At 71.1% G+C, this 19,220-nt stretch carries 16 protein-coding genes; 8 read left to right on the forward strand and 8 right to left on the reverse strand.

The features are described from left to right. Window positions 1–105: 105 nt before the first annotated feature. Window positions 106–1,389 (reverse strand): citrate synthase, encoded by a 1,284-nt coding sequence (locus tag IEZ13_RS08870; RefSeq protein ID WP_183219302.1) that lies wholly within the window; start codon window positions 1,387–1,389, stop codon window positions 106–108. Window positions 1,390–1,562: 173 nt separating this feature from the next. Between IEZ13_RS08870 and IEZ13_RS08875 the strand changes: the two genes are divergently transcribed. Both IEZ13_RS08875 and IEZ13_RS08880 read left to right on the forward strand, forming a co-directional pair. Further along, on the forward strand, window positions 1,563–2,321 hold the full coding sequence (locus IEZ13_RS08875) for a universal stress protein (protein WP_183219303.1): 759 nt from the start codon (window positions 1,563–1,565) through the stop codon (window positions 2,319–2,321). 29 nt (window positions 2,322–2,350) lie between these two features. Continuing rightward, complete coding sequence (locus IEZ13_RS08880; RefSeq protein WP_183219305.1) at window positions 2,351–4,681, forward strand: putative bifunctional diguanylate cyclase/phosphodiesterase; 2,331 nt, start codon at window positions 2,351–2,353, stop codon at window positions 4,679–4,681. 6 nt (window positions 4,682–4,687) lie between these two features. Here the strand turns inward: IEZ13_RS08880 and IEZ13_RS08885 are convergent, their stop codons facing one another. Beyond that, window positions 4,688–5,317: a hypothetical protein gene (locus IEZ13_RS08885; protein ID WP_183219307.1), complete on the reverse strand. Its 630-nt coding sequence runs from the start codon at window positions 5,315–5,317 to the stop codon at window positions 4,688–4,690. Window positions 5,318–5,516: 199 nt separating this feature from the next. Here IEZ13_RS08885 and IEZ13_RS08890 point away from each other — a divergent pair, with 199 nt between their 5' ends. The 4 genes from IEZ13_RS08890 (at window position 5,517) to IEZ13_RS46350 (ending at window position 10,068) form a co-directional block, all read left to right on the forward strand. Then, window positions 5,517–6,302, forward strand: coding sequence for an exodeoxyribonuclease III (locus IEZ13_RS08890; RefSeq protein ID WP_183219309.1), 786 nt, complete (start codon window positions 5,517–5,519; stop codon window positions 6,300–6,302). A 9-nt stretch (window positions 6,303–6,311) separates the two neighbouring features. Further along, window positions 6,312–7,925 (forward strand): SpoIIE family protein phosphatase, encoded by a 1,614-nt coding sequence (locus IEZ13_RS08895; RefSeq protein ID WP_183219311.1) that lies wholly within the window; start codon window positions 6,312–6,314, stop codon window positions 7,923–7,925. Beyond that, complete coding sequence (locus tag IEZ13_RS08900; RefSeq protein WP_229794557.1) at window positions 7,922–8,968, forward strand: cobalamin B12-binding domain-containing protein; 1,047 nt, start codon at window positions 7,922–7,924, stop codon at window positions 8,966–8,968. The genes IEZ13_RS08895 and IEZ13_RS08900 overlap by 4 nt, the downstream gene beginning before the upstream one ends. Window positions 8,969–9,693: 725 nt before the next feature. Further along, on the forward strand, window positions 9,694–10,068 hold the full coding sequence (locus tag IEZ13_RS46350) for a hypothetical protein (protein ID WP_229794558.1): 375 nt from the start codon (window positions 9,694–9,696) through the stop codon (window positions 10,066–10,068). Between the two features lie 280 nt (window positions 10,069–10,348). On the opposite strand, the gene IEZ13_RS08910 is transcribed toward IEZ13_RS46350, so the two are convergent. The 3 genes from IEZ13_RS08910 to hrpA form a co-directional block, all read right to left on the reverse strand. Then, window positions 10,349–11,074, reverse strand: coding sequence for a LamG-like jellyroll fold domain-containing protein (locus tag IEZ13_RS08910; protein ID WP_183219313.1), 726 nt, complete (start codon window positions 11,072–11,074; stop codon window positions 10,349–10,351). 74 nt (window positions 11,075–11,148) lie between these two features. Then, window positions 11,149–11,538 carry a DUF6401 family natural product biosynthesis protein gene (locus IEZ13_RS08915; RefSeq protein WP_183219315.1) on the reverse strand — a complete coding sequence of 130 codons (390 nt, stop codon included), beginning with the start codon at window positions 11,536–11,538 and terminating at the stop codon, window positions 11,149–11,151. An 82-nt stretch (window positions 11,539–11,620) separates the two neighbouring features. Next, entirely contained in the window at window positions 11,621–15,535 is a 3,915-nt protein-coding gene (gene hrpA, locus IEZ13_RS08920) for an ATP-dependent RNA helicase HrpA (RefSeq protein ID WP_183219317.1), read from the reverse strand. Window positions 15,536–15,730: 195 nt separating this feature from the next. Here hrpA and IEZ13_RS08925 point away from each other — a divergent pair, with 195 nt between their 5' ends. Then, complete coding sequence (locus tag IEZ13_RS08925; protein WP_183219319.1) at window positions 15,731–16,108, forward strand: response regulator; 378 nt, start codon at window positions 15,731–15,733, stop codon at window positions 16,106–16,108. Here the strand turns inward: IEZ13_RS08925 and IEZ13_RS08930 are convergent. Further along, window positions 16,029–17,090, reverse strand: a complete 1,062-nt coding sequence (locus IEZ13_RS08930; protein ID WP_183219321.1) for a CHASE domain-containing protein — start codon at window positions 17,088–17,090, stop codon at window positions 16,029–16,031. The two genes, IEZ13_RS08925 and IEZ13_RS08930, sit on opposite strands and share 80 nt — an antisense overlap. Before the next feature lie 22 nt (window positions 17,091–17,112). Beyond that, window positions 17,113–18,018, reverse strand: a complete 906-nt coding sequence (gene gsmA, locus IEZ13_RS08935) for a sporangiospore maturation cell wall hydrolase GsmA (RefSeq protein ID WP_183219323.1) — start codon at window positions 18,016–18,018, stop codon at window positions 17,113–17,115. Between the two features lie 171 nt (window positions 18,019–18,189). Here gsmA and IEZ13_RS08940 point away from each other — a divergent pair, with 171 nt between their 5' ends. After that, window positions 18,190–19,083: a phosphatase PAP2 family protein gene (locus IEZ13_RS08940; RefSeq protein ID WP_183219325.1), complete on the forward strand. Its 894-nt coding sequence runs from the start codon at window positions 18,190–18,192 to the stop codon at window positions 19,081–19,083. Window positions 19,084–19,138: 55 nt separating this feature from the next. On the opposite strand, the gene IEZ13_RS46355 is transcribed toward IEZ13_RS08940, so the two are convergent. Then, window positions 19,139–19,220, reverse strand: an 82-nt coding sequence (locus IEZ13_RS46355; RefSeq protein ID WP_229794566.1) for a sigma factor-like helix-turn-helix DNA-binding protein, incomplete at its 5' end; no start/stop codon positions are given.

A 19,220-nucleotide genomic window follows, 5' to 3' on the forward strand; every position in this document is an offset into this window, starting at 1 on the left:
TCAGGCCCGGCATTAATCGACAACTGTCCACCCCGTACGAGAAATGGGTCTTCAAAAGCGAAACGCCCCGCCGGGAAGGGCGGGGCGTCGCGGGTGGAGAAAAGGTCAGCGCTGGTCCATCGGCGTGAAGTCGCGGACCGGCGAGCCGGTGTAGATCTGCCGCGGGCGACCGATCTTGTTGGCCGGGTCGGTCATCATCTCGCGCCACTGGGCGATCCAGCCGGGGAGGCGGCCGATCGCGAACAGCACCGTGAACATGTCGGTGGGGAAGCCCATGGCCTTGTAGATGAGGCCGGTGTAGAAGTCGACGTTCGGGTACAGCTTGCGGGAGATGAAGTACTCGTCGGAGAGCGCGATCTCCTCGAGCTTGAAGGCGATCTCCAGCAGCGGGTCCGGCTTGTCCAGGGTGTTGAGCATCTCCTGGGCGGCCTTCTTGACGATGGCGGCGCGCGGGTCGTAGTTCTTGTAGACCCGGTGGCCGAAGCCCATGAGCTTGACGCCCTTTTCCTTGTTCTTCACCCGGGTGACGAACGAGGTGACGTCTCCGCCCTCCTTGCGGATCTGCTCGAGCATCTCGAGGACGGCCGCGTTGGCGCCGCCGTGCAGCGGGCCGGAGAGGGCGTTGATGCCGGCGGAGACGCTGGCGAACAGGTTGGCCTGCGCCGAGCCGACCAGGCGCACCGACGAGGTCGAGCAGTTCTGCTCGTGGTCGGCGTGCAGGATGAACAGCATGTCCAGGATCTTGGCGACCTTGGGGTCGACGTTGTACTGGACGGTCGGCAGGCCGAAGGTCAGGCGCAGGAAGTTCTCGACGTAGTCGAGCGAGTTGTCCGGGTACGGCAGCGGGTGCCCGATGGACTTCTTGTAGATGTACGCCGCGATGGTCGGAAGTTTCGCCATCAGCCGGATCGTGGAGATTTCGATCTGTTCCTCGTCGAGCGGGTCGAGCGCGTCCTGGTAGAAGGTCGACAGCGCCGTGACCGCGGACGACAGCACCGACATCGGGTGCGCGTTACGCGGGAAGCTCGAGAAGAATGTCCGCATCTCCTCCTGGAGGAGGGTGTGCACGCGGATCTTGTCCGCGAAGTCCTGGAGCTGGGCCGCGGTCGGCAGCTCGCCGTTCATCAGCAGGTAGGAGACCTCAAGGAAGGTGCTCTTCTCCGCAAGCTGCTCGATCGGGTAACCCCGGTAACGCAGAATGCCCTGGTCACCGTCGATGTAAGTGATCGCCGACTTGGTCGACGCGGTGTTCACGAAACCCTGATCGAGGGTTACGTAACCGGTCTCCTTCAGCAGAGCACTGACGTCGATGCCGCCCGGACCGTCGACGGCCTTCGTGACCGCCATCGACAACTGACCACCGGGGTGGTCGAGCTTGACATCCGTCATGTATTTCCCTCACTTCACCGGCAGATGTCCCAAAGATTTTGCCGTTCACCGTAAACCCTCAACCTGAATGGGTCATCAGGTGGCCGCCTGTTGAGGCATTGGTCACCAGTGCGTATGGGTCGTTGCGCCATAGACAATGGTCGGTATATTGCGACGCTGTTACGGGAGGGCCCATGCAGATCCCGGCCGAGGGACCCGTTGTCGTGGGGGTCGGCGGCACGGCGACCGACCCGGCCGCCGTCCGGTTCGCCGCGCGGGAGGCGGTCTCCCGCGGGCGAGCGCTCACCGTCGTCCACGCCTTCACGTGGCCGGGACCCGGCGAGTACGCCCTGGCCCGCCGGGCCGCCTCACGCATCGTCGAGGAGGCGGTCTCCATCGCCCAGCGTTCCACACCGGGGATCGCCGCGCGGGGCCATCTCGTGGATGGGCCACCCGAGCGTGTCCTGCTACGCCTGACCAGGTCTTCCACCCTGCTCGTCCTCGGCGGCGGCCTGGTCGAGGTGGTGCTGCGGGCGTGGTGCCCGGTGGCGGTGGCCCGCCGGCACCGCACGCCGTCCGGCCCGGTCCTGGCCGCCGTCGACGGGTCGCCGGTCTCGGCCGCGGTGCTGCGGTTCGCCGCCGAGCAGGCCCGGCGCCGGGGTGGCCGGGTGGACGTGGTGTACGCCGGCGAGCCCGCCGGCCGTCCGGTCCTCGACGGCGTCCGTCCCCGTCTGCTCTCCGGCGACCCGGCCGGCGCCCTGGTGCACGCCTCCCGCGGCGCCGGCCTGATCGTGCTGGGGCCGCGCGGGCCGGGCACCCGCGGCCGGCTGGGCACGGTCGCGGCCGCGGTGCTGCGGCACGGCGGCTGTCCGGCGGTCTTCGTGCACGGACCGGCAGGTTTCCGGAACCCCGGTAACCCGGTGCCCGAATTGCTACCGTTGGCCCACACATAGGTCTTCGGGCTGTACGGGAGGAATCCCCGGTGCAATCGGTGCTCCCGCCCGGAATCGCCCGACGGCTATGGCAGGTCATCGCCGTGGGCGGCGTCATCGCCACCGTGCTCTACGGGTTGTTCCCGTCATCGGCTGTCGGCACGATCGCGTTCACGCTGCTGGCGGTCATCGTCGTGCTGGCCTGCTTCACCGGGCCGCGGCGGTGGGGCGCCGAGCCGCCGGGCGCATGGCTGCTGATGGGCGCGGCCGCGCTGCTGTTCATGATCGGCGTGATGATCCGCCCGACGGTCACCGAGATGCCGATGCCGTGGCCGCTGCTCGCCGACGTCGCCTCGTTCAGCGGGTACCTGCTGCTCGGCGCGTTCATCCTGGTCCTGCTGAAGAAGCGGGGCAGCCTCGACCGGCACGCGGTGCTGGACGGACTGATCGTCTGCCTGGCCGCCGGGGTGGCCACCACGCTGCTGCTGGCCCTGCCTGCGGCCCAGATCCCCGGCCGGGACCCGGTGCTCTCCGGCATCCAGGGCATGTACCCGATGTTCGACGTGCTGCTCCTGCTGCTGCTGGTGAACCTCACCTTCACGGCGAAGACCTGGCCGGTCAGCCTGATCGGGTTGATCGTCATGATGTCGATGATCTTCGCGGGCGACCTGGCCTACGCGATCGTCGGGGTGCAGGGCCACATCTACGCGTCGCCGCTGCTCAACGTGCCGTACATGATCGCGTACACCGGGCTCGGGGTGGCCGCGACGCACCCGTCCGTGGTGGAGATGAGCCGGGCCGCCAAGCTGCCCGCCCAGGCCTGGTCCTGGCCGCGGCTGTCGCTGCTGCTGCCCGCCCTGGCCGTCCCGTTCGCCCTGCTGCTGACCACCGGCACCCGGTCGGCCGCCAGCCGGGTGCTGATCGCGGTGACCGGCGCGATGATCGTCGCGCTGCTGCTGGTCCGGGCGATCGGCGCGGTCCGCGCCCAGGTGGCCGCCCAGCTGCGCTCCGAGCATCAGGCCGTCCACGACCCGCTGACCGGGCTGCCGAACCGGCAGTCCATGTCGGCCGAGATCGAGCGCCTGATCACCGTGGTGGATCCGGAGGGGCACGACCGGGTGTGGGTCTACATGCTCGACCTGGACGGCTTCAAGTGGGTCAACGACTCGTGGGGCCACGACACCGGCGACCAACTGGTGATCGACGTGGGCCGGCGGCTGCGGACCGGGGTTCCGCACGGCATCCCGGTGGCCCGGGTCGGCGGCGACGAGTTCCTGCTCGTGTTCATCGGCGAGAAGGGCGGGGCGCTGCGCCTGGTCGACGACATCCGCGGCTGCTTCGCCAAGCCGTTCCCGGTCCGCGACCACGACGTGGTGATCAGCGCGTCGATCGGCATCTCGCACGCCGTGGCCGACCCGGTCAACGCCGAGGTCACCGCCGAGGCCCTGATGCGCGACGCCGACACCGCCATGTACCGGGCCAAGGCCGAGGGCCCGGGACGGTCCATCATCTTCGACACCAGCATGCACACCCAGGTCCGGGAGCGCATCGAGCTGGAGGTGGCGCTGCGCCAGGCGCTCGCCGAGGAGCAGCTGCACGTGGCCTACCAGCCGCTGGTCCGGCTGGAGACCGGGATCCCGGTGGGCGCCGAGGCGCTGGTCCGCTGGATGCATCCGGAACGCGGCCCGATCCCGCCGATGACCTTCATCTCGATCGCCGAGGACGCCGGCCTGATCAACGCGATCGGCACCTGGGTACGCAAGGAGGCCCTGCGCCAGCTCGGCGTGTGGCGCTCGGAGGGCACCGTCCACGACGACTTCTACCTGTCGATCAACGTCTCGCCGCGCCAGCTCAGCGACCCGGAGCTGCCGCTGATCGTGTCCGGCGAGATGGTCCGGTACGGCGTCCCGCCGCACTGCGTGGCCCTGGAGATGACCGAGTCGGTGATGGTGGACGGTTCCAGCGTCACCTCGCGGGTCCTCTTCGAACTGCGCGAACTCGGTGTACGGCTACTGGTGGACGACTTCGGCACGGGGTTCTCGGCGCTCGGCTACCTGCGCAAGTTCCCGGTCACCGGCGTCAAGATCGACCGCTCGTTCGTGACCGGGCTCGGGGTCAACCACGAGGACGACGAGATCGTCCGCGCCGTGGTGGCGATGAGTCACGCGCTCGGTCTCAGCGTGATCGCCGAGGGGGTGGAGACGCCGTTGCAGCGGGAGGCCCTGTACGCGGTCGGCGTCGTCAACGGCCAGGGCTGGCTGTGGGGCGCCGCCGTGCCGGCCGCCGAGTTCGCCCAGCGCTGGCGGGACGTGGTGATGGGCGGCCCGGCCGTACCGGAGGTCGCGGCGGACCCGTCGGGCCGGCACCGCCGGCCCGACTGAGGTCCGTCAGATCCGGGCGGCCCGCCGCTCCGGCTGGCCGTCGAGCCGGCTCGGCACACCGCGCCGCTCCTCACGCCGGAACGGCATGTCGTCCTTCGGGAACTCGAACAGCCAGAACGACTGCGCGTCCAGCCGGGTCGGCTGGGCCCGGCCGCAGGACGCCGCCCGGCTCAGCACCAGGGAGATCATCCGGGGCAGCTGGTTGCGTTCCTCGTTCCACGAGCAGATGTCGAAGAAGACCTTGCCGTCCACCTCCTCGATCGGCGCGTACATCTGCCGCTGCAGGGCGACGAACACGCCCCGGCCCCGCTGGCCCAGCGCGGAGCCGGCGAAGATGCAGTAGAAGAGCCGGCGCTGCTCGTACAGCTCGGGCCAGTGGTACTGGAAGTAGTCCGCCGAGATCAGCGGGACCGACTCCAGGTCGTTCGTGATCGTGCCCATCCCGGCGATGCCGTCGTCGTCCAGCGCCACGTGCTTGGCGATCCGTTTGTCGCTCATCATCTCGTCGAACTCGTGGCGGTACATGAGGTGCCGGTTGACCGCGAGGATCCGCAGGTCGTTGAAACAGTTCGAATAGAAGTCCCAAGCCTCGTCCCGCATGTCGGCCGGTAGCTCGGGCATCACTTCCACGTGCATGGTGCCCCCTCTCGGTGTCAAACCTTCCAGGGACCCTGGTGCCGTGCGGCCAACTCGGGCATTATTCGCTGGCGGAATCCTGGTGTAAGCCACGTCACTGCCGATCGGAGGTCCGATGATCTGGCTGACCGTCCTGCTGGTGTCCCTCAGCGTCGGCCTGGCTGCCGCACTGATGGCCGCGACCAGGTAGAAAGCGGGTATGCGCTTCGCCACCTGGAACGTCAACTCGGTCAAGGCCCGGCTGCCCCGCCTGCTCGACTGGCTGGAGAACACCGCCCCGGACGTCGTCTGTATTCAGGAGACCAAGGTCGCCGACGACGGCTTCCCTTCCGAGGTCGAGAGACTCGGGTACGAGGTGGCCGCCTACGGGCAGGGCCGCTGGAACGGTGTCGCCCTGCTGTCTCGGATCGGCCTCGACGACGTACGCCGCGGCTTCGACGGCGAACCCGGCTATCCCGATCCGGAGGCGCGGGCGATCAGCGCCCGCTGCGGCGGCATCCGGTTCATGTCGGTGTACGTGCCGAACGGGCGCACGCCGGAGGATCCGCACTACGACTACAAACTGCGGTGGCTCGCCGCGCTGCGCGACGCCCTCGTGCCCGGCCTGGCCGAAGGTCCCGTGGTGGTGGCCGGCGACTACAACGTGGCGCCCACCGACGCCGACGTCTGGGACATCGCCGTCTTCGCCGCGTCCACCCACGTCACACCGCCCGAGCGGGCCGCCCTGGCGGCGCTGCGCGACCTCGGCCTCACCGACGTGCCGGCCCGGCCGCTCAAGGGCGACCATCCGTTCACGTACTGGGACTACCGCGCCGGCATGTTCCACCAGAACAAGGGCATGCGCATCGACCTCGTCTACGCCACCGCGGACGTGACGGCCCGGGTCTCCGACGCGTACGTGGACCGCGAGGCCCGCAAGGGCAAAGGACCGTCCGACCACGCCCCGATCGTGGTCGACCTGAACGATGCCCCACCCAGCCCGTAGGCTGGGGACATGACAGTGGTCGCGCCGGCATCGGCCCTGCTCCAGGCCGCCTTCGAGGCCGCCGGCGAGGGGATGCTGCTGTGTGACACCGCCGGGCACACGGTGCTCCTGGCGAACGCCGCCGCCCGGCGCCTGGTGCCCGGCGCCCTCCCCGGCGAGCCGGTCACCGGCCCGTTCCCGGAGCCCGGCGCCGACTCGTTCCGGTGCGAGTTCGAGGGGCGTTCGCTCTCCGGGACACGGCGTGACCTCGACGGCGAGCACTACGCCTGGTTCATCCGGGACGAGACCGAGCAGGCGCGGCACATCGCCCACAGCGCGTTCCTCGCCGAGGTGGGGTGGCGGCTGTCCACGTCGCTGCATGTGGGGCGTGTCATGCGTACCGTCGTGGAGCTGGCGGTCCAGTACCTCGCCGACACCGCGATGGTGGTCCTGCCGCCGCACCGGCACCGCAGCTCCTGGACCAGGCTGCTGCCCGAACGCGCCGTCGAGGAGGGCACGCTTCCCGAGCGGCTGCTCGACGGCGTGCCCGGCCTGGTCGAGTCGCTCGGCGGCTTCCCGCCGATCCCCAGTCGCTGGCTGGACCCGGCGCAGGCGCCCGGCTGGCTGCTCCCGGCCGAGCTGGGCCCGGTCGGCGCGATGCTGGTAACCCCGCTGCCCGGCAACGCCGAGCCGGCCGGGGCGCTGATCCTGGCCCGGCACGGCGCGACCGCCGTGTTCGGCGAGGAGGACGAGGCGCTCGCCCGGGTCTTCGCGGCCCGCGCCGGCATGGCGATCGCGGCCGCCACGCTCTACCACGAGCAGTCCGAGACGGCCGACATCCTCAAGGCCGACCTGCTCCCACCGGACCTTCCGGTGATCGACGGCTTCGAGCTGGCCGGATCGCACCACCTGCACATCGGCGGCGACTTCTACGACGTCTTCGGGCCCGCCGGGGACAGCACCGACACGGTGATCGCGCTCGGCGACGTCTGCGGCACCGGCCCGGAGGCGGCGGTCCTCACCGGCAAGGTGCGCCAGACCCTGGGCGCGCTGCGGCTGGTGCGGGCCGAGCCGGAGGCGATGCTGCGGGTGCTCAACGACGTGCTGCTGCGATCCGGGCCGCGGAGCCGGTTCGTGACCATGGTGGTCGGCTCGGTCCGCCGGGTGGAACACGGCCGGGTCCGGCTCGAACTGGCCACCGGCGGCCACCCCAGCCCACTGGTCCTGCGTACCGACGGCACGGTCGAGGAGGTTCCGATCCAGGGCGCCCTGATCGGGGTGATGCCGCTGACCGACATCCGGCCGGCCACCGTCGAGCTGGGCCCCGGCGAGCTGTGCCTGCTCTACAGCGACGGCCTCACCGAGGCCCGCGGCGGTCCGGCCGGGCGCGGGCATTTCGGCGAGGACCGGCTGCACCGGGCGCTCGCCGACTGCGCCGGCATGCCCGCCACCGCCGTCGTCGAGCGGCTCAGCCAGGTCGTCTCCGACTGGCTGCACGGCGGCCAGTCCGACGACATCGCCATGCTGGCCGTCCGGGCCCCGGCGCGCACCGCGCTCAGCCTGCGCGGCGGCGGCGTTCCCGAGCAGTCGCCCTTCCTGATCGCCGCCCGGCGCGGCGACCGCCGGTCCCGGGCCCGATCGTGACCGCGCCCGCCCGGCCGGCCCCGCGCATCGATTCCCCGATCGCGGATCGCTATCTGGCCCTGGTGGCGGACAGTGATGAGGTGGGCGCCATCGAGCTGGTCGGCGAGCTGCACGCCCAGGGTGTGCCGGCCGAGCGGATCATCCTCGACCTGATCGGCGCCACCCAGCGCCGGGTCGGCGAGCTGTGGGCCGCCAACGAGTGGTCGGTGGCCCGCGAGCACGCCGCCACCGCCGTCAGCGAGCGCGCCCTCGCCACGGTCGCGGCCCACACCACCACGCGGGCGCCCAAGGGTCGCATCACCCTGGCCTGCGTCGACGGCGAATGGCACGGGATGCCCGCCCGGATGCTCGCCGAGCTGCTACGACTCGACGGCTGGCGGGTCGACTTCCTGGGCGCCAGCATCCCCGGCCGGCACCTGATCACCCACCTGCACCAGACCGGGCCGGACGCGGTCGCGCTCAGCTGCATGATCCCCACCCGGCTGCCGCGCGCCCACGCCGCGATCACCGCCTGCCGCGCCACCGGTGTCCCGGTGATCGCCGGCGGGCGCGGCTTCGGCCCCGGCGGGCGCTACGCCGCCCGCCTGGGCGCGCACGCCTGGGCCGGTTCCGGTGAGGCGGCCGTCGCCCGTCTGGCCACCGACTGGCCACCACGCAACGTGATCGGCCTGCCCGCGGTGGGAACCGACGGTCACCTCGGCGACGAGGAGTACACCCACCTCGTCCATGGCCGTCCCAACCTGATCGCCACCGCGATGGAGCGCCTGGTCGCCGCCTATCCCGCCGCCCACGAATACAGCACCGACCAGAACGAGTCGACCGTCGAGGACATCGGCCACATCGTCGACTTCCTGGCGGCCGCCCTCTACGTCGGCGAGCAGGAGATCTTCACCGACTTCATCGTGTGGACCAGCGGCGTCCTGGCCTCCCGCGGCGTGCCGCCCGTCGCGCTGCGCACCGGCCTCCGCCTGATCCACGACCAGCTCACCGACTTCCCGGCCGCCGTCGCGATGCTCGACGCCGCGATGGTCCGGCTTCCTTGACGGTACGGACGTCGCCGTCCCCGTCGACCACACCTCCCGCCGGCTCACGCGAGCCGCCTGCCGGGTCCCGCCCGTGCCGCGACCGCCGGGCGGAGATCGGCACCCGGGCAGGCCAGGCAAACCGGACACGTCCGCATATGCCGCCGGTCACGGCGGACAGCCGGCTCGCCGACCGGCCTTCCGTCACGCCGGCCGGCTGGTAACGGTCCTGCCTCTCAGGCACCCGGGTGCCCGCTCCCAGCCGTGACGCCGGTCGCCCGGGCCGGGTGGGCACGGCTTCCACGCGAGCGGGTGGGCGTACACGGTAGCGGTGTCGTGGTGCCCCACGTGGCCGATGGCCGCGATGGCAGCGCACGCGACGTCTTCCGCGTGCGGTCACTAGGCCTTCCACAGCCTCACCGTGTGCACCCACCAAGGTGAAGCCCCGAACGTGTGCACCCACCTAGGTCGAAACTCCACATGCGCCGCCACCCGCCGGTGCGGTGGGGGGCGGCGTCGTCCGTACAGGTAAATGGGTGGCGAAGGCGATGGGAACGGATTAGCGTGAGCGACATGCTGTGATGCCTTCCCGACCCGCCGCCTGGCGCCCGCCGCACCGAGCCGGTGACGCGTGCAGGCCGCGTTTGTCGCCGTGCGCCGGAAACGGCCGGGGTGGGAGCGTCGCGCATTCCTCGCGGCATCATCACCACGTCACCGGGTTTCCGGCATGTCCGGTCGAGGGCCTCGTGCCCGCCGGGCTCTTCGCCGCTGATCAGGCCGCCGCGCTTCGGGTGCGGGGCTGTTCGTTTTCGGTCATGCCCTCCGATGCGGAGGTGAGCGTGGCCCGTCCGCTCCCCCAGTGGAGCCGCAAGGAGGTCGTTTTGCCTGCCGAACCGTTTTCCATGCACCCGAACCTCGACGAGATCGTCGAGCGGGACATCGCCGCGGCGCTGCGCCCGGCCACGCCGGGTGGAAGCGCCGACCATCCGTCCGACCATGCCGCCGCGCATCACGGTGCGGGGGATTCTCGTCAGGCCTCCCGGGAGCGTTCCGGGCGGGCCCGCTCGGGCCGCGCGGGCCAGGCCTCGGGTGGGCGTTCCTACGCGTTCCGCCGCAGCTGAGCGGAGCGGATCAGACCGCAACTGAACCGCGCGGAGCGGGCCGCAACTGAACCGGGCGGATCGGGCCACAGCTGAACCGGGCGGATCGGGCCGCAACTAGACCGCGCAGATCGGGCCACAGCTGAATTGCGCGGATCGGGTCGTGGCTGCATTGCGCGGATCGGGGCGTGGCTGAGCAAAGTGGATCGGGGAGCCGCGCTCGGGCGCGCGCGGATCGAGTGGGGCCCGGTGCCGGAGGAAATCCGGCACCGGGCCCGTCGTCGTTCGCCGGTGGAGTGTGTCAGCCGAGCTGAGCGTAGACGTCGTCGATCTGGCCGTGGTACATGTCGCCGTTCCCGGCGAGGTTCGGGCCGCCGATGCGCAGGGGCATGGCGTTCTCGACGGAGAGCGTGGACGGGATGGTGGTCTTCGGGCCGGACTCACCGTCGACCGAGACGGCCAGGGTGGTGCCGACGCGCTCGCAGACGACGCGGTGCCAGTTGCCGTCGGAGACCGGGTGGGCGGAGCGCGCCACGAACGACTGGCGGGAGCCGCGGGCGACCATCACGCACTGGGCGCGGCCGGTCTTGCCGATCTGCATCTTCCACTGGCTCTCGCTGGTGGCGACGCCCTTCTGCATGACGTTGGCGTTGCCGCTGAGCTGGGCCGTCGTCAGCCGTACGGTGGCCGCCCACCGGAAGTTGCGGGTGCCCGGGTCGAGGTCGGCGTCGTCGGGCGCCTCGAGCAGCGCCTTGGCGCAGGTGGCCGTGTTGCCGGCGCACGCGCCCGGGAACGAGGCGAAGCGGCTGGTGCCCTGGGTCGTGATGGCGACCTGGCCGTTGTTGGCGCCACGGATGGTGAGCTGACCGCCGCGGCCGGACAGGTCGTTGATCTTGCCGGCGTTGGCGCCGCCGTCGAAGTTGTAGCGAGCGACGACCGCGGAGCCCGCGGGTTCGTCGGTAGCAAAGGCCGGAGCGCCGAACAACGGCGCGAGGAGAACGGCAGAAAGAGCCGCGAACATCTTCATGAGATGAAAGATGGCCTAAAATCCGATTTGATGCCCAAACTCCTAGAAAAAGTAGATCGGATGGGGGTCGCCCCTCAGAGGAGGCCCCCCGCCTCGGCGATCATGCAGATCGCCACCACACGCAGCAGCGGGAAGCCTGCGGCCAGCCACTCGGTAGCGGTGACCGGGGCGAAGCCCGGCTCCGGCAGCGGGCGGCCCATCCGGACGGCGCCGGCCGCGATCGACCGGGCGTACGCCGCCAGGCCCTCCGCGTCGGTGGCCCGGCCGGCGGCACGCAGCGCGTCACGGACCGCCGCGGCGTGCTGGTCGAGCCTGGCCAGCAGGGCGGGTTCGGCGAACGCGGCCGCCAGCCCGTCGACTCCGGCGCGGGCCATCATCTCGTCGAGGTAGACCCGGGCGGGGCGGTCGGCGGCGACGGCGGCGGCGATCGGAGCGGCGGCGAAGGCGAGGTTCTCGTTCGTCATGCCGAAGACGTTAGAGGTCCGTGAGCTGCGATGACACCGGGGTAACCGGTTAGCACCCCAAGCGCCACCGCGGGCCAACCGGCTAACCGGGCAGCGCGTCCATGGCCTTGTAGATGCGCTTGTCGGAGACCGGGTACGCCGTCCCGAGGGCCTGTGCGAAGTAGTTGATCCGCAGCTCCTCGATCATCCAGCGGATCTCCCGCAGCCCCTCCTCGGCCGGCCCACCGGGGGACATCGAGGCCCGCAGTTCGCGGTACTCCGACTCGATCTCGTGGATCTGGGTGGTGAGCTGCCGGTCGCGGGCCAGGCCGCCGCCGAGCCGGTCCAGCCGGTGCACGATGCCGCGCAGGTAGCGGGGCATCTGGTGCAGCTGGCGCCACCCGGTCTGGGTGACGAACCCGGGATGGACCAGGCCCTTGAGCTGCTGCCGGATGTCGGCCAGGGCGGGGAGCAGCTGCGGGTCGCGCAGCTGTTTGAGGCGCTGGTCCACGTCGTACGACGTGGCGAGCACCGCCCGCACCTGGGTGACCAGGTTGGCGACCGCGTCGACCAGGTCCTGCCGGACGGTGTCGCGCAATGAGGCGAACTCCACCGATGACCAGACCGGTCCCCCGGCCTCGGCGACGAGCCGGTCCACGGCCGCGCCGGCGCAGTCGTCGAGCAGGTCGGCGATCGACCGGTACGGGTTGGCCCGGCTCAGTTCCAGCTTGGCCCGGTTGTCCAGCCGCCCCTGGAGGAACCGCGCGGCGGGCGGCAGCGTGAGCAGCAGCAGCCGCCGGGTGCCGGCGACCATGGCGACCCGTTGCGACGCCTCGTCCTCGAACACCCGGACCGCCACGCTGTCGCCCTCGTCGACCAGCGCCGGCCAGACGTTGACCTCGTAGCCGCCGCGGACCTGGGCGACCCGACGGGGCAGCACGCCGAAGTCGTTGGCGGTGATCCCGCGCCGTTCCAGGTTGCCGGCCGCCCGGGAGATGACGGCCTGCACCTTGGGTGCCAGCTGCCGGCGCAGCACCTCCAGATCGCGGCCCTCGGCGACCGTCTCGCCGCTCTCGTTGACGATCCGGAAGTTCATCCGCAGGTGCTCGGGCACCTGGTCGGGCCGCCACGCATCACGGGGCACCACGGTCCCGGTGAGCCGCCGCAGCTCGGTGCCGATGGCGTCGGGCAGCGGGCCGCGCCGGACCGGCACCCGGTCGAGGACGGCCTCGGCCCAGTCCGGTACCGGGACGAAGGCGGTGCGCAGCTGCTTGGGCAGCGCCCGGATCAGCGCGATCACCACCTCCTTGCGGAAGCCCGGCACCGACCAGCCGAAGTCGTCCGCGTCGACCTTGTTGATCAGGTCGAGCGGCACCCGGACGGTGACGCCGTCGGCCGGCGAATTCGGCTCGAAGGAATAGGACAGCGGCAGTTTCACGCCACCGGAGAGCCACGCGTCCGGGAACTGGTTGGGGTCGACCGTGTCCCGGCCCGTGTTGACCAGATCGTCGCGGGTGAAGGTGAGCAGATCCGGCGTCTCCACCCGCGCCTTCTTCCACCATCCGTCGAAATGGCGGGCGGAGACGACGTCGGCGGGTATCCGGGCGTCATAGAGCGCGTACACCGTTTCGTCGTCGACCGCGATGTCCCGGCGGCGGGCCCGGTTCTCGATCTCGGTGATCTTCTCCAACAGCCGCCGGTTCTCGGCGAAGAACTTGTGGTGGGTCTCCCAGTCCCCCTCGACCAGCGCGTGCCGGATGAAAAGCTCCCGGGAGACGACCGGATCGACCCGGCCGTATCCGACGCGGCGACGCGGCACGATCGGCAGACCGTAGAGGGTCACCTTCTCGAATGCCATCACCGCGCCCATCTTGCGGTCCCAGTGCGGCTCGCTGTAGCTGTGTTTGACCAGGTGCGGAGCGAGTTTCTCGGCCCATTCCGGCTCGATTCGCGCGTTCACCCGGCCCCACAGCCGGCTGGTCTCCACCAATTCGGCGGACATCACCCAGCGGGGCTGCCGCTTGAACAGCGCGGAACCGGGGAAAATCGCGAACTTCGCGCCGCGGGCGCCGATGAATTCGCGTTTCTCCTGGTCCTTCATGCCGATGTGGCTGAGCAGACCCGCGAGCAGAGCGGTGTGCACCGGTTGTGGCGCGACTCCCGCTTCCCAATCCTCTTTCAAGGACAGATCGAGGGTACGGGCGACCTGCTTCAGTTGCGCGTAGATGTCCTGCCACTCACGGACCCGCAGGTAGTTCAGGAATTCGTTGCGGCAGAGCCGGCGGAACTGGTTTCCGGACAGTTCCTGCTGCTTCTCCCGCAAATAGCGCCACAGGTTGAGATAGCTGAAGAAGTCCGATTCCTTGTCGGTGAACCGGGCGTGCCTCTCGTCGGCCTGCTGCTGTTTCTCGGCGGGCCGCTCGCGCGGGTCCTGGATCGACAGGGCGGCCGCGATCACCATGACCTCGGCCAGGCACTCCTGCCGGTCCGCCTCGATGACCATGCGGGCCAGCCGGGGGTCGACCGGGAGCTGGGCGAGCTGCCGGCCGAGCGGGGTGAGCTTGCGGTCGTCGAGGGCGCCGAGTTCCTCGAGCAGCTTGATGCCGTCGGTGATGTTGCGCCGGTCCGGCGGGTCGATGAACGGGAACCGCTGGAGGTCGCCGAGGCCCAGGTTGGTCATCTGGAGGATGACGCTGGCCAGGTTGGTCCGCAGGATCTCCGGCTCGGTGAACTCGGGCCGCTGCTCGAAGTCCTCCTCCGAGTAGAGCCGGATGCAGATGCCGTCCGACGTCCGGCCGCAGCGGCCCTTGCGCTGGTTGGCGCTGGCCTGCGAGACCGGCTCGATGGGCAGCCGCTGCACCTTGAGCCGGTGCGAGTAACGGCTGATCCGGGCAGTGCCGGGGTCGATCACGTATTTGATGCCGGGCACCGTGAGCGAGGTCTCGGCGACGTTGGTGGCCAGGACGACCCGGCGCTGGCTGTGCCGTTCGAAGACCCGGTGCTGTTCGGCCGAGGAGAGCCGGCCGTAGAGCGGGATGACCTCGGTGCCGCGCAGTTCCTTCTTGTTCAGCGCGTCGGCGGTGTCCCGGATCTCCCGCTCGCCGGAGAGGAAGACCAGGATGTCGCCGTCGGTGGGAAGCTCGTCGACGGCGGCCGCGATGCCGTCGATCTGGTCGATCGGCTCCTCGCGGACCTCGTCGTCCTCGATCACGGTGGTGGTGACCAGCGGCCGGTAGCGCACCTCGACCGGGTAGGTCCGGCCGGACACCTCGATGACCGGGGCGGGCTTACCGTCGGCGCCGGCGAAGTGGGCCGCGAACCGCTCGGTCTCGATCGTCGCCGAGGTGATGATCAGCTTGAGGTCGGGTCGCTTCGGCAGCAGCTCCCGGAGGTAGCCGAGGATGAAGTCGATGTTGAGGCTGCGCTCGTGGGCCTCGTCGATGATCAGCGTGTCGTACCGGTACAGCGTCCGGTCGTTCTGGATCTCGGCCAGCAGGATGCCGTCGGTCATCACCTTGACCATCGTGTCGTCGCTCACCTGGTCGGTGAACCGCACCTTGTAGCCGACCGTGGAGCCGAGCGGCCGGTCCAGCTCCTCGGCGATCCGCTCGGCCACGGTGCGGGCGGCGATCCGGCGCGGCTGGGTGTGGCCGATCTGGCCGCGGATGCCCCGGCCCAGCTCCAGGCAGATCTTCGGAATCTGGGTGGTCTTGCCGGAGCCGGTCTCGCCGGCCACGACCACGACCTGGTGGTCCCGGATGGCGTCGGCGATGTCGTCCTTGCGGGCGCTGACCGGCAGCCCCTCGGGGTAGGTGATCCGGGGCGCCGACGCGATCCGGCTCTCCAGGCGCAGCCGGGCCCGCTCCACCTCGGCCTCGATCTCGGCGACGGCGGTGGCACGGGCGGCGTCGTCACGGATGCGCCGGGTCCCGTCGAGGCGGCGCTGGAGCCGCCGCTGGTCACGGGGCAGCAACTCGGAGATCCGGCTACGCAGCGAGGAGACAGGCGTTATCGACATGGCGGAGCAAGGATAGGCGCAACCGGCCGGAAACGCCTGGTGATTAACGCCGCCCTGCCCCGGCTCGTCACGAGCCGTTCGGCGAACCCCGACGGCGGCGGTCACCCTTTCGGACCGGATGGGCGGGGCCGTTTCCCGGAGACGGTCTGGCTCGGTATCCCCGGGGACGAGGCTGGATCAGGAACGGGGCCGACGGTGATCGTAGTCGCTGAGGATCACGACGACATCCGGTACGTGGTGCAGCGTTCGCTGGAGCGCGCCGGGCACCGCGTGGTGGCCGCGGCCGACGGTGTCACCGCCCTGGCGGCGGTCCGGGAGCACCGGCCGGACCTGGTGATCACCGACGTGGACATGCCGTACATGACCGGCCTGGAGCTGTGCCGGGCGATCCGGGCCGACGACGATCTGCGGCACATCCCGGTGGTGGTGGCCAGCGGCTCGCTGATGCCGGGCGACGGGCTGGCCGAGAACGCGGGCGCCTCCGCGACGCTGCTCAAGCCGTTCCTGCCGGCCCAGCTGCTGGCGCTCGTCGCACAGCTGCTGCCGTCACGGGCCGCCTCCGACGGTGCCTAGGGCCCGGCTCGGCGAACGGCGGCCGCGGGTGGGCCAGCAGGCCGGTGAGGATGAGGCCGCCGGCCAGGATGGTCATCGGCAGGTACCAGCCGGTGCCGGCGAGCTGCCGGGAATCGCCGCGGGTCTCCAGGACCCATTGCCGGTCGCCGACCTCGAACGGATCGGAGCGGCGCAGGTCCGGCTCGCCGGGGCCGGCCCAGCTCGCCACCGTGTCCCGGCCGCCGTCGCCGTCGACCGCGACGAGCTCGCCGGCGACGCCGGAGTCGCCCACGGTCCGCAGGACGTCCCGCAGGAAGGTGCCGCCGTGCAGGCCGGCGACCACCCAGCCGCGGAACTCCGGGGTGTTGGCGCGGGTCCAGACCGGTGCGGCGAACGCGAACGACGGCTGCCCGTCCGGGTCGTGGATCGGCACGTAGGCGTCCGAGACGGTGGTTCGGTGGGTGTCCCGGGCCAGCTCCAGCGCGGTGGACAGCGGCCCGGCGCCGGCCACGTCGGTTCCCGGGCGCGGGCCGGCCTGCCCGGCGTCGCCGAGGGCGCGGCTCAGCACCCGGAAGTAGTGCACGTCGTTGCCCGGGTTCGGGCGCAGGACGAGACCGGACGCCCCGTGGTCGCGCCACCGCTGCTGGGCCGCCGCCACGCCGTCCTCGGGGACGCTCACGAGGAACGCCACCGGGGTGGCGCCGGCCAGCCCGGCGTCCGCCAGCGGGCCGGTCGCGACGTCGAAGTCCTCCCAGGTGAGGTGGCTGTCGGTGGCGATGCCGGCGGCGACGCTGTCGAGCAGGCCGCGATACCGCTCGGTCTCGGCGCGGACGGCGGCCAGGGTGGTCCGGTGCCGCTGGTCCATCACCCGGCTCGCGATGTCGCGCTGGGCCCCGTGGAGGGCGGCCGAGGACAGGACGGTGACGGCCAGCCCGGCCAGAAGCACGGAGACGGAGAGCAGCGGGCTGGTGACCCGCCGCGCTCCGTCCCTACGTTCCCCCATGTGAAAAAGGGTATGCCTGGCACTACTTCCAGGTGTCGTACTGGTACAAATCGTATTTTTTCATGATGTTGGTGACCTTGGCGGTGTAGTTCGGGTCGGTGGCGTACCCGGCCTTCCGTACCGCCTCGATGAACTTGTTCGCGTTCTTCGTGTGCGCGAACGCCGGGGCGTACCGCTTGTTGTTCTTGAGGAAGTGGCCGTGGTCGCGGAACGAGCGGGCCATCGAGGCGTACGTCCGGAACGCGTCGGACGTCTGGAAGCACTTCCCGGCCTTGTCGCACTCGGTCGTCTTGTAGACATGGCATCCGGTGGCGTGGGGCCCGTAGGAGCCGCCCTGGCACTTGATCCCGAAGTAGTTGCGGTCCACCGACGACAGGCCGCTACGGCCCCAGCCGGATTCCAGGATGGCCTGGGCGATGGTGACCGACGCCGGTACGCCGTACTCCCGCCAGCCCTGCTGCGCGCCCGGCGCCGCCGCGGCGATGAACTGGGCGGGCGTCAGCGCCGGGGCCGGGGTGGGCTTCGGGGTCGGCTTCGGGGTCGGCTTCGGGGTCGGCTTCGGGGTCGGCTTCGGCGCGGGGGCGGGCGCCGCGCTCTTGCAGGCCGGGATCTTGGCGGAGGTGCGCACGTAGGAGTGCGACACGTACCGGCCGTCGGCGAGCCGGTCCCACAGGGTGGTGGTCCGGACCTTGCCGCGCACGCTCTGACCGGTGATCGAGCAGGCCACGTTGATCCGCTGACCGTCGCGCAGCGTGCCGGTGACCTTGGCCGTCAGCGATGGCTTGGCGCGTACCTTCAGCTTGCTGTTCACATCGATGGTCGCCCGGACACCGGCCGCGTGCGCCGCGCCGGGCGCGATCACGGTTCCGGCCCCGGCGGTGAGCACCAGCAGAACACCGGTGAGCAGTCGTCGGGTGGTGTGGCCCATGAATGAGATCCTCTTCGTCACCGGCAACGTCGGTTTCGAAGGTGAGGCGTGGCCGTTGCGCCGGACGGCCACGATCGGGTGCCGTCACGTTGCGGTCGGCGGAATCCGGTGCTTGGAAACCAGCGGTACGGGGAAAGGGCGTTGGCGCATCGCCAGTCCTGGAGGTTCCCGATGACGGCTGTCGCGCCCCGCCCGGCCCCCGCCCGCACCACGGGCCGCACCCTGCCCCACACCCTCACCCCACTGCTGGTCGCGGTGGCCGCCGCGGTCGGCGCGGTGGGCGTGCACCGGCTCTTCGTGGGGACCGGGCTGGGGCAGGCGGTGGACACCGCGGCCCTGCTGGGCGGCGACTTCCACCATCCACGGGTCGGTGACGTGCTCACCCGTACGCTCGACGCCACCCGCCTCGCGGTGCTGGCCGTGGTCTGCCTGGCCGCCGCGGCCTTCGGCGTGTTGCGCCGCCGCCTCGACCTGGCCGTCGCCTCCGCTTTCCTGGTGATCACCGCCAACCTGGCGACCCAGCAGTTCAAGGCCCATCTGGACCGGCCGCTCCTGGACGGCTTCCCGGCGCCCAACTCGTTCCCGAGCGGGCACGCCACGGCCGCCGCGTCGGCGGCGTTCGTGCTGGTGCTGGTCTTCCCCCGGGCGCTGCGCGGCACGGTCGGGCTGCTCGGCGCCGGCTACGTCGCGGTGGTCTCGGTGGCCACCGTGTGGGCCGAGTGGCACCGGCCCAGCGACGTGCTCGCGGCCCTGCTCATCGTGCTGGCCTGCGGCTCGGTCGCGGTCTTCGGGGTGCGGCTGCGCCGGTCCGGGCCGACCCGGCGGCCGCACCTGCCGAACCGGCTGGTCATGGCGGTCCTCACGGTGACCGCCGCCCTCACCGCCACCGCCGCGGTGGTCGGCCTGCTGTCCGTGGCCCTGTCCGAACGCGCCCTCCCGGAGTTGGTCTCGGGCCGCTACGCGTTCCTCACCGGCGTGGCCGCCATCGTCGCGGCCACCGCCGCCACGTTCATCGTCTGGGTCCGGCTCACCTCCGTCGAGCCCGCCCAGGAGGCCACCCGCTGAGCCGGGCATGCCGACGGCGCCCGGCGAGCCGGGCGCCGTGACCGGGCCGGAACCGTCAGGCCTCGGCCAGCTGCCGGCGCAGCTTGGTGAGCGCCTTGGTCAGCAGTCGCGAGACGTGCATCTGGGAGATGCCGATC

Source organism: Actinoplanes campanulatus (genome assembly GCF_014647795.1).
In the GTDB taxonomy this organism is placed as follows: domain Bacteria; phylum Actinomycetota; class Actinomycetes; order Mycobacteriales; family Micromonosporaceae; genus Actinoplanes; species Actinoplanes campanulatus.

Excerpts from the sequence above, each read along its gene's own strand:
- IEZ13_RS08870 (WP_183219302.1), bottom strand. The coding sequence starts at position 1,389 with ATGACGGATGTCAAGCTCGACCACCCCGGTGGTCAGTTGTCGATGGCG.
- IEZ13_RS08895 (WP_183219311.1), top strand. The coding sequence starts at position 6,312 with ATGACAGTGGTCGCGCCGGCATCGGCCCTGCTCCAGGCCGCCTTCGAG.
- gsmA (WP_183219323.1), bottom strand. The coding sequence starts at position 18,018 with ATGGGCCACACCACCCGACGACTGCTCACCGGTGTTCTGCTGGTGCTC.
- IEZ13_RS08930 (WP_183219321.1), bottom strand. The coding sequence starts at position 17,090 with ATGGGGGAACGTAGGGACGGAGCGCGGCGGGTCACCAGCCCGCTGCTC.
- IEZ13_RS08875 (WP_183219303.1), top strand. The coding sequence starts at position 1,563 with ATGCAGATCCCGGCCGAGGGACCCGTTGTCGTGGGGGTCGGCGGCACG.
- IEZ13_RS08910 (WP_183219313.1), bottom strand. The coding sequence starts at position 11,074 with ATGAAGATGTTCGCGGCTCTTTCTGCCGTTCTCCTCGCGCCGTTGTTC.
- IEZ13_RS08890 (WP_183219309.1), top strand. The coding sequence starts at position 5,517 with ATGCGCTTCGCCACCTGGAACGTCAACTCGGTCAAGGCCCGGCTGCCC.
- IEZ13_RS08940 (WP_183219325.1), top strand. The coding sequence starts at position 18,190 with ATGACGGCTGTCGCGCCCCGCCCGGCCCCCGCCCGCACCACGGGCCGC.
- hrpA (WP_183219317.1), bottom strand. The coding sequence starts at position 15,535 with ATGTCGATAACGCCTGTCTCCTCGCTGCGTAGCCGGATCTCCGAGTTG.
- IEZ13_RS08915 (WP_183219315.1), bottom strand. The coding sequence starts at position 11,538 with ATGACGAACGAGAACCTCGCCTTCGCCGCCGCTCCGATCGCCGCCGCC.
- IEZ13_RS08885 (WP_183219307.1), bottom strand. The coding sequence starts at position 5,317 with ATGCACGTGGAAGTGATGCCCGAGCTACCGGCCGACATGCGGGACGAG.